The sequence below is a fragment of the Streptomyces resistomycificus genome (assembly GCF_001514265.1).
Taxonomy (GTDB): Bacteria; Actinomycetota; Actinomycetes; order Streptomycetales; family Streptomycetaceae; genus Streptomyces; species Streptomyces resistomycificus.
This window is the reverse complement of record NZ_KQ949000.1, coordinates 1-12,783: the sequence shown is the minus strand read 5'-3', so window position 1 is coordinate 12,783 and position 12,783 is coordinate 1. Positions and strand designations below refer to the sequence as shown.

At 72.9% G+C, this 12,783-nt stretch carries 12 protein-coding genes; 6 read left to right on the top strand and 6 right to left on the bottom strand.

Annotation, left to right across the window (positions count from 1 at the left end; genetic code table 11):
* Window positions 1-135: 135 nt before the first annotated feature.
* Together AQJ84_RS43240 and AQJ84_RS31720 are read left to right on the top strand one after the other, a co-directional pair.
* The gene (locus AQJ84_RS43240; RefSeq protein WP_157874921.1) at window positions 136-297 is read left to right on the top strand and encodes a hypothetical protein; all 162 of its coding nucleotides are present in this window, start codon (window positions 136-138) and stop codon (window positions 295-297) included.
* A gap of 276 nt (window positions 298-573) precedes the next feature.
* Entirely contained in the window at window positions 574-2,055 is a 1,482-nt protein-coding gene (locus AQJ84_RS31720) for a gluconokinase (RefSeq protein WP_030045668.1), read from the top strand.
* A gap of 439 nt (window positions 2,056-2,494) precedes the next feature.
* Here the strand turns inward: AQJ84_RS31720 and AQJ84_RS31715 are convergent, their stop codons facing one another.
* The 6 genes from AQJ84_RS31715 to AQJ84_RS31695 form a co-directional block, all read right to left on the bottom strand.
* Entirely contained in the window at window positions 2,495-3,067 is a 573-nt protein-coding gene (locus AQJ84_RS31715; protein ID WP_053190349.1) for an MFS transporter, read from the bottom strand.
* A gap of 15 nt (window positions 3,068-3,082) precedes the next feature.
* A complete protein-coding gene (locus AQJ84_RS45175; RefSeq protein ID WP_107082626.1) occupies window positions 3,083-3,412 on the bottom strand; it encodes a twin-arginine translocation signal domain-containing protein in 330 nt (109 codons plus the stop codon).
* Window positions 3,413-3,595: 183 nt separating this feature from the next.
* A complete protein-coding gene (gnd, locus tag AQJ84_RS31710) occupies window positions 3,596-4,492 on the bottom strand; it encodes a phosphogluconate dehydrogenase (NAD(+)-dependent, decarboxylating) (RefSeq protein ID WP_030045666.1) in 897 nt (298 codons plus the stop codon).
* A 5-nt stretch (window positions 4,493-4,497) separates the two neighbouring features.
* Complete coding sequence (locus AQJ84_RS31705) at window positions 4,498-5,439, bottom strand: NAD(P)-dependent oxidoreductase (RefSeq protein ID WP_030045665.1); 942 nt, start codon at window positions 5,437-5,439, stop codon at window positions 4,498-4,500.
* Complete coding sequence (locus tag AQJ84_RS31700) at window positions 5,436-6,524, bottom strand: NAD(P)-dependent oxidoreductase (protein WP_030045664.1); 1,089 nt, start codon at window positions 6,522-6,524, stop codon at window positions 5,436-5,438. Before AQJ84_RS31700 ends, AQJ84_RS31705 begins: the two co-directional genes overlap by 4 nt.
* Window positions 6,524-7,498: a cyclase family protein gene (locus tag AQJ84_RS31695; protein ID WP_053190348.1), complete on the bottom strand. Its 975-nt coding sequence runs from the start codon at window positions 7,496-7,498 to the stop codon at window positions 6,524-6,526. Before AQJ84_RS31695 ends, AQJ84_RS31700 begins: the two co-directional genes overlap by 1 nt.
* A 223-nt stretch (window positions 7,499-7,721) precedes the next feature.
* Between AQJ84_RS31695 and AQJ84_RS31690 the strand changes: the two genes are divergently transcribed.
* The 4 genes from AQJ84_RS31690 (at window position 7,722) to AQJ84_RS31675 (ending at window position 12,672) form a co-directional block, all read left to right on the top strand.
* A complete protein-coding gene (locus tag AQJ84_RS31690; RefSeq protein ID WP_030045661.1) occupies window positions 7,722-8,516 on the top strand; it encodes an IclR family transcriptional regulator in 795 nt (264 codons plus the stop codon).
* A 193-nt stretch (window positions 8,517-8,709) separates the two neighbouring features.
* A complete protein-coding gene (locus AQJ84_RS31685; RefSeq protein ID WP_053190347.1) occupies window positions 8,710-10,287 on the top strand; it encodes a sugar ABC transporter ATP-binding protein in 1,578 nt (525 codons plus the stop codon).
* Window positions 10,287-11,444, top strand: a complete 1,158-nt coding sequence (locus AQJ84_RS31680; RefSeq protein ID WP_053190346.1) for an ABC transporter permease — start codon at window positions 10,287-10,289, stop codon at window positions 11,442-11,444. Before AQJ84_RS31685 ends, AQJ84_RS31680 begins: the two co-directional genes overlap by 1 nt.
* Before the next feature lie 94 nt (window positions 11,445-11,538).
* Window positions 11,539-12,672: a substrate-binding domain-containing protein gene (locus tag AQJ84_RS31675; protein ID WP_030045656.1), complete on the top strand. Its 1,134-nt coding sequence runs from the start codon at window positions 11,539-11,541 to the stop codon at window positions 12,670-12,672.
* The last annotated feature ends 111 nt before the right edge of the window (window positions 12,673-12,783 follow it).

The window sequence follows — 12,783 nt, the reverse complement described above, 5'->3', positions numbered from 1 at the left end:
GTCCCCGTCGTCCCCAGATGAACGGCGTATGACACGTCCGTAAGACGGAAGGGCGGCATCCATGACGGTGCCCACGACGAGATCCTCCCGGCTCGCAGCGGGCGACGACACCCCCGCGCCATCGTCGCCGGTGGCGTGGCCCCGCTGCTCGGCGCGACGCTGCTGCTCGCCTTCAACGACTCCTGGTGGCCCCTCGCCGGCTACGTGATCGTGCCGTCCCTCATCACCTTCCTGACGACCTTCGCCACACCGGAGACCCGCGGCCGGGACCTCACCGACCCCGCCGACGCCCGCTGACTCCGCGGACCCGAGCCGCCCGTCCCGTGCCCCGCTTCCTCCCTGCTGCCAGGCGCGGGACGGGCATCCCAAGGCCGACATCCCAAGGCCGACATCCCAAGGTCGACATCCCAAGGCCGGCACCTCAAGGCCGGTCCCGCGGCCGTCCGCCCCCTCAGCCGCCCGCCCCGCGCCCCCGTGTTCCCCGGCCGGGGGTGCCGGGCGGGCACCCAAGCGAATCCCCCTGCCGAGCCACCCCACGGGCGTGCCCGGAGCCAACCCGAAACGGAGACCACGATGAACGACGCCGGCGAGGCGATGCTCGGCATCGACCTGGGCACCACGGCCACCAAGGTGGTCGCGGTGGACGCCGCGTACCGCCCGGTGTCGACCGTCGAACGCCCCGCCCCCCTGCGCACCGGGCGGCACGGCGAAGCCGTGCACGACCCCGCCACCGTGCTGGCCGCAGTGGCCGACGCCGTGCGGGAGAGCGCCGCACACTGCGCGCACCTCGGGCTGACCGTCCGGGGCCTGTCCTTCAGCGCGGCCCTGCACACCCTGCTCGCCCTCGACTCCCGCGGTGAACCGCTGACTCCCGCCCTGAGCTGGGCCGACACCCGTGCGGCCGCGACGGCCCGCCGGCTGCGGGCCGAGGGCGGGGACGCACTCCACCGGGCGACCGGCACCCCGGTGCACCCCATGGCGCCGCTGACCAAACTCGCCTGGTTCGCCGCCCACGAACCCGATCTGTGCGGACGTGCGGCCGTGTGGTGCGGGATGAAGGACTACGTGCTGTCCCGGTTCACCGGCCGCCTGGTCACCGACCATTCCTGTGCGTCCGCCACCGGGCTGATGAACCTCCGAACCACCGACTGGCACGGGTCCGCACTGGAGGCCGCAGGGGTGTCCCGGGAACGGCTGCCCGACCTCGTACCGCCGACGGCCGCCTTCCCGCTGCTGCCCGGGCCGGCCGCCGCGCTGGGCCTGCCCGCGGGGCTGCCGGTGGTCGCGGGCGCCGGAGACGGGCCACTGGCCAACCTCGCCGTCGGTGCCATCACCCCCGGTACGGCAGCGCTGTCGCTGGGCACCAGCGGCGCCCTCCGCGTGGTACGCGACCGGCCGGACGTGGACGACAGATGCCGCGTGTTCTGTTACCACCTCGCCGACGGGCTCTGGGTGCTCGGCGGGGCGGTCAGCAACGCCGGGGTCGTCGCCCAGTGGGCCGCCGAGTCCTTCGGCGGCGTCGACGTCGCCGACCTCCTGAAGGAGGCGGCGGAGGTCGAACCCGGTTCCGAGGGCCTCACCGCGCTGCCGCATCTCCTCGGCGAACGCGCCCCCTGGTGGGACCCCGACGCCCGGGGCGCCCTGGTCGGGCTGCGGCGCGGACACGGCCGAGCCCATATGACCCGGGCCATGATCGAGGGCGTCGGGCAGCAACTGGCCCTGGTCAGGGACTCGGTCGTCGCCACCGGGGCGCCGGTCGGCTCCGTGCGGGCGACAGGCGGAGCGCTGCGGTCCTCGCTGTGGGCGGAGATCGTCGCCGCGGCACTCGACATGCCGGTGGGCATCACGGACGACACCGCCGGCTCCGGATTCGGCGCCGCGCTCCTCGGCTGGCGTGCGCTCGGCACCGTGCCCGGCCTCTCCGCCCTGCCCGCCGACGTCTGGTCCCGGCCGCATCGCACCGTCCCCCCGGACCCCGTGGCCGCCCGGCGGATGGCGGACGCCCGGCCCCGGGCCGAGCGGCTCTACTCGGCGCTGCGGGAGCTCTCCGCGTAGCGCCGCCGCCCGACCCTCGGGGGCGTCGCACCGGTGCCGCCTCGTTCTCCAGCGGACGTTCGCAGTCGCCGAGGCCCGGACGCGGCACGCTGCCCGGAAGGGACGACGGCCGCCGGTTGGGCGGTCACGGTTCAGGGGGCCTGGTGACGCGGTCGGCCGAGCGGCCGGGCCGGACCGGGGAACGTGCCGTGCCTCGGCCGCGCCTGCGGGTCGGCCCGCGGGTCACGTTCGCCGTGGACCGGACACGACATGCCTCCCATGGGGGAGGAACGGCGAACGCCGGCCCCGCGGGTGCGGTTCCGGGCGCTTGGGCTCCGTCGGCTGACCGGCCGGGCTCGGGGGCTGGCAGCCCCTTGGGCATGCCTGCGGGGGGACGACGCGAGAGTCATGTTCGCCGTGGTCCACGCAGGGCCGCCGCAGAACCGACACCTCCGGTCCGTCACCCGGCCGACCGGGCAGCAGGGCGCTCCACGAGCTCGGAGGCCGGGCCGGTGACCACCGCCCCCGCGTCCCGTGGCAGCCGCAACGCCTCGGCGACGCAGGCCAGCGGCAGCACGGCGAGGAGCCCGAAAGCCACCGCGTAGGCCGCCGTAGGGCCGTCCAGGCCGAGCAGCGCGGCGAGGGGACCGGACGCGCGCAGTCCCAGCGCGGCCAGGGCGATGCCCAGGCCGGTGGCCAGCTGCTGCACGGTGCTCGCCAGGGCGTTGGCGTCCGCGGTCCGCTCCGGCTCGATGTCCGCGAAGGCGATCGTGGCGTACGCGCTGAGCGAGACGGACCGGCACACCCCGCTGACGAACAGCACGGCGACCACCAGAGCCAGGGGCGTGCGCGCGCCGAGCAGGCCGCACAGCAGGAACGTCACGGCCGTTGCCGCGTCCTTGGGTACCAAGCCGGAGGCCATCGGCGACGCGGCCATGTCAGGGGCCGCCGTGGAGATGATCGTGGCGTCGAGGTTCTCCATGAAGAACGCCCCGGCCACCAGCAGTGCCGGACCCCGGTCCCGCCTGGTCATCCGTGGGTTCCCAGGTCACCGTCCGGGGAGGACGGCATGTCCATCGGCGCGCCGAGCCGCGTGACCTGTTCGGGAAGGACCACGAACTGCCGCATCATGCCCATGAGGGGCTGAGGGACTGAGGGACTGAGGGACTGAGGGGCTGAGGGTGCGGTGGGCAGGGGCTGCGGGGCCGTGCGGGCCCGGAACGGACCGGCTCGGCGGATCCGTGGCGGCGACCGTCGACGCGCCGCCCGCCGTGACCACCACCGTCGTGGTCGCGAGGAACCTCCGGCGGCTCAGCGACGAGCCCCCGTCAGGTGTGTCACCGGCACCGTGTCCGCTGTCCGCCTGGTTGCCGTGCATCTAGTCAGTCATGTCCTTCGCTCTGCGTCGAGGCGGACCGCGTCGGCGGCGTGTGTGGTCGCCGGCCGTCGGCTCGTCGCCCGTGCCGCGGCCGTCCCAGGTCCCGTATGGGGCCCGCGGCCCGTCGGGCGAGGCGCCCGACGGGCCACGGGTTCGTGATCCGGCCGTGCGGCCGGAGGGTGCTCAGCCGTTGCCGCCGGACGTGCCCGCCGCCGCGTGCACCGCATGCCCCCCGAACTGCTGCCGCATCGCGGCCAGCGCCTTGAGCTGGGCGGCGTCCGGCTCGCGGGAGGCGAAGCGGGCGAACAGCGCGGCGGTCATGGCCGGCGCGGACACCGCGAGGCGCACCGCCTCCTCGACCGTCCAGCGGCCCTCGCCGGAGTCGTCGACGCGGCCGGAGAGGCCGGCCAGCCCGGAGTCCTGTTCCAGGGCGCGGACGAGGAGGTCGAGCAGCCAGGAGCGGACGACGGTGCCGTGCCGCCAGGAGGCGAGGACCTTCGGTACGTCGGGCACGTACTCGCTGGCCTCCAGCAGTTCGTAGCCCTCGGCGAGGGCCTGCATCATGCCGTACTCGATGCCGTTGTGGACCATCTTGGCGTAGTGGCCCGCGCCCACCGGGCCCGCGTGACAGATCCCGTCCTGTTCGGGGGCGAGCGACTCCAGCAACGGCCACACCCTCCGGACGTGCTCGTCCGCACCGCCGCACATGACGGCGTAGCCGTTCTCGCGGCCCCAGACACCGCCGCTGACACCGCAGTCGATGTATCCGATGCCCTGCTCGGTGAGCAGCGCGGCGTGCTCGGTGTCGTCGCTGAAGCGGGAGTTGCCGCCCTCGACGATGACGTCACCCGGGGAGAGGAGTCCGGACAGCTGCCGGATCGCCTGGTGGGTGGGGTCGCCGGCGGGCAGCATCAGCCACACCACACGCGGTGCGGCCAGCCTGCCCACCAGTTCGTCGAGGGAGCCCGCGTCACGGTCCGGTGAGGTGCGGCTGTAGCCGAGTACCTCGTGGCCGCGGTCGCGCCAGCGGGCCGCCATGTTGCCGCCCATACGTCCGAGGCCGACGATTCCTACCTGCATGTGCTTCAGTCCTTCGGGGTGGTGGAGTGTGAGTCGGGGGAGGGGACACGGCCCTCGCGCAGCAGCCGGAGCACGACGCTGTTGTCCAGGTCGCCGAGGCCGCCGTGGTCGATCGCCGCGTAGAGGCCGGCGACCGTGGTGGACAGGGGGAGCGTGACGTGCGCGTCGGCGGCGCTGTCCAGGACGAAGCCGAGGTCCTTGTGGAGGTAACGGGCGGGCCCGGAGGGCGTGAAGTCGCTGTCGGCGAGGTGGTGTTGCTTCTGGGTGAGCACTTCGGAGGAGGCGAGGCCGCCGGCCAGTACCTCCAGCAGCGCCGCCGGTTCGAGTCCGCCCCGCTCGCCGAGCAGGACGGCCTCGGCGAGGGCGACCAGTGTTCCGGCGACGACGAGCTGGTTGCACGCCTTGGCGAGCGAACCCGCTCCGGTGTCGCCCAGGCGGCGCACCGTGGAACCCATGGCGGTCAGGTACGGACGGACCCGCTCCACGGCCTCCTCGGCGCCGCCCGCCATGATCGACAGGGCGGCCTCGCGGGCGCCGGTCACGCCGCCGCTGACGGGGGCGTCGACGACCTCGATGCCGAGCGGGCGCAACTCCTCGGCCAGGACGCGGACGGCAACCGGCGAGACGGTGCCCATCACCACAAGGGTGTCCATGGCACCGCCGGCGGAGGCGGCGCCCGCCAGCAGGCCGTCCGGGCCGTCCAGCAGTGCCCGCACCTGGGGAAGGTCCGGGAGCATGGTGAGGACGACCAGCGCGGCGCCGGCCACCTGGGCGGGGCGGTCGGCGGCACGGCAGCCGGCGGCGACGGCGGTGTCGCGGGCAGGCCCGCTGCGGTTCCAGGCCAGCACGTCGAAGCCCGCCGCGGTGAGGTTGAGCGCCATCGGCAGCCCCATCGCGCCCAGTCCGAGGAAGCCGACCGTCCCGGACCGGGGAGACGGGGAGCTCACGGGCGGACCCCTGCCGGCGCCGGCTCACCCGGTCCTGCCGCCAGCGCGCCCAGCCGCTCGGACAGGTATCCGTGACCGAACACGTCACGGTTGACGACGAACCGGGGCAGCCGGCCGCTCGACACATCCAGGATGGCCCGTACCGCGCTGCCGCCGTTCCCGGCGGACATCTCGTCGGTCCACGCCAGACTGTGCGGGCTGAGGACCACGTTGTCCATGCTCAGCAGCGGGTTGTCCGGGGCGGGCGGCTCGGTCTCGAACACGTCCAGGCCGGCGCCGCGGATACGGCCGGCCCGCAGCGCCTCGACCAGCGCCGCCTCGTCGACGATCGGGCCGCGGGCGACGTTGAGCAGCACCGCCGAGGGCTGCATGAGGGCCAGCCGCCGGGCGTTGACCAGGTGGAAGGTCTCCTCGCTCAGCACGCACATCACGACCACCGCGTCGGCCTGCGCCATCACGGTGTCGGCGTTGGCGAGTCGCACGCCGAGCTCCGCGGCGGTCTCCGGCGGGCAGTACGGGTCGTAGGCGATGACCTCGACGTCGAACGGCCTCAGCAGTCCGACCAGGTCACGGGCCGTGTTGCCGAGTCCGAGCAGGCCGATGCGGCGGCCGGTGAGTCCGAGCCCCATCCACCGCTCCCTCTCGGCCCAGCGTCCCTCGCGCACCAGCCGGTCCTTGGCGGTGACGTTGTGCAGGACGGACAGCAGGAGGGTGAGGGCGGCCGTGGCGACGGGGCGCCGGGCGCCGTCGGGGGTGATGGTCACCAGGACGCCGTTGCGGGTGCAGGCGTCCAGGTCGACGGCGTCGTAGCCGACTCCGAACCGGGCGAGGAGGAGCGGGGGTCTGGCGACGTCGGCGAAGGTGCGGGCGGTGACGGCGGGGCCGGCGAACAGGACGGCGTCCAGGCCGTCGATGTCCGGGGCGAGGAGTTCGTCGGTGTCGCGCGGGAGGTAGTGCCAGTCGACTCCGGCGGCGTCCAGTTCGCCGAGGCGGATGTCGCCCCAGACGTTGCGCCCGTCCGCGTCGAGGAAGTCGCGGCTGACGCCTACGGTGAACCGGCCGCCGGCCGGTCGGATGCCGGCCATCACAGCACCGCGACCGGGTTGACGGGCGAGCCCGTGCCGCCGGGGACGTTGAGCGGTGCGACGACGAGCAGGAACTCGTAGCGGCCCGCCGCCGCGCAGGCCGCCGACAGCGCCTCCAGGTCGAGGTTGTCGAGCAGGGGTACGCCCATGGCGGTGATGGCGAGGGCGTGCACGGGAGAGTGGACACCCGCCACGGGTGAGGGGCGCACGTCGCTGTCGCCGTCGCCGCCGAGCAGCGAGATTCCCCGCTCGGCCAGCAGGGGTACGGCGTCGACGTGGAAGCCCGCGCTGGCGTTGTCGGGGTTCCAGGCACCGAGTTCGGCGCGCCGGCGGAAGTGGCCGGAGCGCAACAGGACCGCGTCGCCTTCTCCGACGGTCACCCCCAGCGCCTTCTCCGCGGCGAGTACGTCTTCGGCGTGCACGGCGGTGCCCGGTTCGAGCCAGTCGGTGCCGAGGACGGCGGGCAGGTCGAGCAGTACGCCCTTGGTGACGAGAGGGCCGAGGGCGGAGACCGCGCCGAAGTGGGCGCCGGCGGCGTCGACGACCTCGCGGGCGGTGCGGCCGTCGTAGAGCTGACCGCGATAGGCGATGTGGGAGAGCGCGTCGAGGTGGCTGACGCCCTTGCCGTGGTAGTCGACGGCGATGAAGTCCTTGTGGCAGGACGGCTCGGGGGCCTCCACGTCGCCCAGGTCGCTCATGTAGTGCAGGGCGGGCCTGCCGTTGTCCGGGCCGGGCACCGTGTTCCACGGCAGGGCCGTCGGGACGGTCGTACCGGTGCGGACCAGGGCGGTGGCGCGCTGGACGTGGGCCGGGGTGACCCGGTTCCACGCGCCGCGGTCGGCGGGGCTCCAGCGACCCCAGGTGCGCAGTGTGTCGAAGAGGAGGTCGAACTCCTCCCGCGAGAGGCTGGGTCCGTTGCGGGGGAGGGAGGGGGCGGAAGAGGGAGGCGGGGAATCGGACGGGCTGCTGGTCATGTGCTGCTCAGCGCTCCAAGGTCGGAGGGTGTCGTCGGCCGGCCCGGAAGGCGCGCTACGGTCGGAGATCTCGGTGGGACTCGGCCGGATGTCGGTAGGACCCGGCCGGGATTTCCGTGAGACTCGACGGCAAAGCGTGCGCCGACGGCATTGTCGTTCGGGGACACACGAGGGACAATAACAACATGCTGAACGACGAACAGAATGATGGGTGGAGTTGACGGTGAGCGCAAGCGACCCGGGAAGTCTTGTCCCGGCGGTGACACGCGCCGTGGCGATCCTCGACACGCTCGGTGAGGCGGAAGGCCGCCCGCTGTCGGTGAGCGAGCTCGCCCGCGCCCTGGGTCTGCCGAAGTCCTCGACGGGCAACCTCTGTGCCTCCCTTGAGGCGGCGGGCATGATCACACGCAACGGCACCGGCTTCAGCCTGGGGCGCAAACTGGTGGAGCTCGGTGGCCGCTACCTCTCCACGGTGGACCAGCTCCGTGACTTCTACGAGCTGTGCCGGCGCAGCTCGCACATCTCCCGGGAGACCGCCCGGGTCGCCGTCCTGGACGGCCTGGACGTGCTGTACCTCGCCAGGTACGACGGGACCCAGCCGCTGCGGCTCACCGCCAACATCGGCGACCGGTTCCCGGCGAACTGCACGGCTACCGGGAAGGCGATCCTGTCGACCCTGGATCCGGCGGTGGCCGAGGACCGGCTGCGCGGCCGGACCCTGCCGGCGCTCAGCGAGCGGTCCCTGACCGCGGTTCCCGCGCTGCTGGACGACCTGGCCGCGAGCCGGGAGCGGGGTTACGCGATCGACGACGAGGAGGCCGGGGCGGGCATCGTCTGCCTCGCCGTGCCGGTCGCGGGCTTCCGTACCGACTCCTCTCCCTTCGCCATCAGTGTCACCGTGCTCAAGGCGCGGCTCGACGACGAGTTCCGCGAGGCGCTGCTGAAGGACCTGCGCGACATCGCGGCGGGGCTGGAGAACCCGATGCTGCCGCAGGGGGCGCCCACGGGCAGCGGGTGAGGGGGTGCGGGACCGCGAGGGTCCCGCCGGACAACGCGACGCGACGGCGGCCGTACGGAACCCTTCCGTACGGCCGCCGTAACTTTGGGGCAATCAATGTGCGCCGAAGTATTGACCAACATGCTGGGATGAGTTCAGGATTCTGGGCGAGCCGATGGATTGGTCCTCGGCCGGCAGATCCCCGGAGAAGTCCGTGAACGACGCTCCCGATGACACGACTCCCAGCCCTTCGCCGCCCGACGGCCTCGCGGATTCCCGCCCGCTGGTGACGATTCGCGGACTGCGCAAGCGGTTCGGCGGCACCCTCGCCCTCGCCGATGTCGACCTCGACGTCCACGCAGGCAGCGTCCTCGCCCTATTGGGTCACAACGGTGCCGGAAAATCCACACTTATCAAGATTCTTGCCGGTGTCTACCGAGCCGACGAAGGCCAGGTGACGGTGGCCGGCCACCCCCTCGGCACCGACGCCGCCTCCACCGAGATGTCCTTCATCCATCAGGACCTGGGCCTGGTGGAGTGGATGACGGTGGCCGAGAACGTCGCCCTGGGCACCGGCTACCCCCGCCGCGGCGGCCTCGTCTCCTGGCGGCAGGTACGCCGACGCTGCACCGAGGCCTTGGACATCGTCGCCGGTCACCTCGACCCCGACGCGGCGGTCGCCGACCTCACCCGGGCCGAACGCTCGCTCGTGGCCATAGCCCGCGCCCTGTCCACGCAGGCCCGCCTCATCGTCCTCGACGAGCCCACGGCCAGCCTTCCCGCCGCCGACTGCGCCCGGCTCTTCGACGTCCTGCACACCCTGCGCGACCGGGGCCACGCCATCGTGTACGTCAGCCACCGCCTCGACGAGGTCTACCAGGTCGCCGACCGCTTCGCCGTACTGCGCGACGGCCACCTCATCAGCGAGGGCCTCCTCGCCGACCACGGCCCCGAGCGCATCGTGCACGACATCGTCGGCCGCGAGCCGGAGAGCCACCGGCCCGCCGCACCCCGCACCACCGGCACCACCGGCACCACGGCGTCGACCGTGCTGCGCCTGACGGGCGCCGCCACCGAGGGCGCGGGACCGGTCGACCTGGAACTGTGCGCCGGTGAGGTCCTCGGCATGGTCGGCCTGACCGGTGCCGGGCACATGGACCTCGGCCGCGCCCTCGCCGGCGCCCGGCCCTTCACCGGCGGTGAGGTCCTGCTCGACGGCCTGCCCTACCGCCCCCGCTCGGTCGCCGCCGCCGTCGACGCCGGAGTCGGTTTCGTCACCAGCAACCGGCAGGAGGAGGGCTGCGCCCTCGAACTGACCGTGCGCGAGAACTTCCTGACCAACCCCCGAGCCGACGGCCGCTCACCGTGGCGCTGGAACAGCCCCCGGCGCGAACGCCTCGAGGCCGGCCTGCTGGTCGAACGCTTCGGAGTGCGTCCCGCCGACCCCGAGGCACCGATCGCCACCCTGTCCGGCGGCAACCAGCAGAAGGTCATGATCGGCCGCTGGCTGCGCCTGAGCCGCCGCGTGGTGATCCTCGAGGAGCCGACCGCCGGCGTCGACGTGGGCGCCAAGGCCGAGATCTACCGGCTTCTGGACGACGCCCTCGCCCAGGGACTCGCCGTCCTGCTCATCTCCACCGACTTCGAGGAGGTCGCCGACGTCTGCCACCGCGCCCTGGTCTTCGTACGGGGCGGCGTGACCGCGGAACTGTCCGGCGAAGCCCTCACCGTCACCGAACTCACCCATGCCGCGTCGGCCATGCCGGCGCTGATCGGAACGGGCAACCACTGATGGCCACCGAGACCGAATCCTCCCGCCGCACCCTGCGATCCACGAGCCCGACCCCGCACACCGGCGGCACGAAAGAACGCCGGGCAGCGGGCGGCGGCGAGCAAGCGCCCCGGGCCGGCGCCCGAGTCCGCGGCCACCTGATCGGCACCTACGGCCTGCTCACCCTCGCCGTCCTGCTGTTCCTGGTCTTCTCCTTCGCCCTGCCGGACACCTTCCCGACCCTGGACAACGCCTCGTCGATCCTGTCCAACCAGTCGATCCCGGCGATGCTCGCGCTCGGCGCCATGATCCCCATCGTCACCGGCAAGTTCGACCTGTCCGTCGGCTACGGCCTCGGCCTCTCCCACGTGCTGGCCATGCAGCTCATCGTCAACAACGGCTGGCCCTGGCCGGTGGCCTGCCTCGTCGTCATCGCCGGCAGCGGCCTCATCGGCGTGTTCAACGGCCTGCTGGTCGAGTTCGCCAAGATCGACTCCTTCATCGCCACCCTCGGCACGGGCAGCGTGCTGTACGCCTGCACCGGCTGGATCACCGACGGCGCCCGCATCGTCCCCGGCCCCGGCGGCCTGCCCCCGGCCTTCACGGACCTGTACGACTCGAAGTTCCTCGGCCTTCCGGTGCCCGCCTTCTACGTCCTCGGCCTCGCCGTAGTCCTCTGGCTGCTCCTTGAACGGCTGCCGCTCGGCCGCTACCTGTACGTCATCGGCTCCAACGCCCGGGCCGCCGACCTGGTCGGCATCCCCACCCGCCGCTACGGCATCTACGCCTTCGCCGGCTCCGGGATCGTGGTCGGTTTCGCCGGGGTCCTGCTCGCCGCCCAGCAGCAGATCGGCAACCCCAGCGTCGGCATGGACTATCTGCTGCCCGCCTTCGTGGGCGCGCTGCTCGGCTCCACCGCCATCAAGCCCGGCCGCGCCAACGCCGCGGGCACCGTGGTCGCCGTCGCCATTCTCGCCATCGGCCTCGCCGGCATCCAGCAGCTCGGGGCCGAGTTCTGGGCCACGTCGCTGTTCAACGGCGGCACCCTCCTCCTCGCCGTCGGCCTGGCCGGCTACTCCGCCCGCCGCAGGCTGCGCGCCGGCGCCACCGCGACCCGCAAGTCGCTCTCCGAGCCGCCCGCGTCGCCGGCCCCGGCCCCGTCCACGGACCAGGCCTGAGAACCACCGGCGAAGGGACCCGCCCATCCCTTCGCGCCTCCACCCTCCCCGTACGTCAGCAAGGAGCCCGTCCGTGTCGTACCACCCCACCCACATGGCGCCGCTGAGAGCCGTTGCCGCGCTCGCTCTCGTCACCGCCTTCGCCGCAGGATGCACCCGAGGCTCGGAGGCCGGCAGCGCCGCCACCGTCAGCGACTCCAAGGCAGGCTGCCCCGCCGTCCTCGCCAAGGCCAAGGCCGCGGTCAAGGCGGCCGAGGACGTCAACGCCGCCTGGGACGGCCCCACCACCGGCCCCAAGGCCGCCACCGGAAAAACCATCGTCTACGTCGCCCAGAGCATGACCAACCCGGGAGTCGCCGGCGCGGCCGAAGGGGTCAAGGAGGCCGCGAAGGCCATCGGCTGGAAGATGCGGATCATCGACGGCCAGGGCACACCGGCGGGAATCCAGGCCGCGCTCAGCCAGGCCGTCGCCGTCAAGCCCGACGGCATAGTGCTGTCCGGCTTCGACCCCAAGTCGACCGCGCAGCAGGTCGCCCAGGCCAACGCCGCCGGCATCCCGCTGATCGGCTGGCACGCCGTGGACGCCCCCGGCCCCAGCACCGACCCGAAGCTCTTCAGCAACGTCACCACGAAGGTCCAGGACGTCGCCAAGATCAGCGCGGACTGGGTCATCAGCCAGTCCAACGGCCGTGCCGGCGTGGTGGTGTTCACCGATGCCTCCATACCCTTCGCCAAGGGCAAGTCGGACCTGATCGAGAAGGAACTCGCCGTCTGCTCCGACGTCAAGGTCCTCACGACGTCCAACATCCCCATCGCCGACGCCAGCAGCCGCACCCCGCAGGAAGTGTCCGCGCTGCTGTCCCGCTTCGGCACCAAGTGGACCAACTCCGTCGCCATCAACGACCTGTACTTCGCCGACGCCGCCCCCTCCCTGCGCGCTTCGGGCAAGCAGGGCAACGGAGCCCCCTTCAACATCGGCGCGGGAGACGGAGACCCGTCCGCCTTCCAGCGCATCAACAGCAAGCAGTTCCAGACGGCTACCGTTCCCGAGCCGCTGTCCGAGCAGGGCTGGCAGATCGTCGACGAGTTCAACCGCGCCTTCGCCGGCAAGCCCGCCAGCGGCTACGTCGCCCCGGCCCACATCACCACGGCCGACAACAGCGGCGGCAAGTCCACCTGGGACCCCAAGGGGTACCGAGAGGCGTACCGCAAGCTCTGGGGGAAGTGACCGCTCCCTCCCCGGTAGAACGTCCCTCCCGCTCCGCCCCGGCGGGAGGGACTCCACCACGCCCTCACTCCGTCCCTTTCCGAAAGCTGGAGATCACCCGTGCAGTTCACC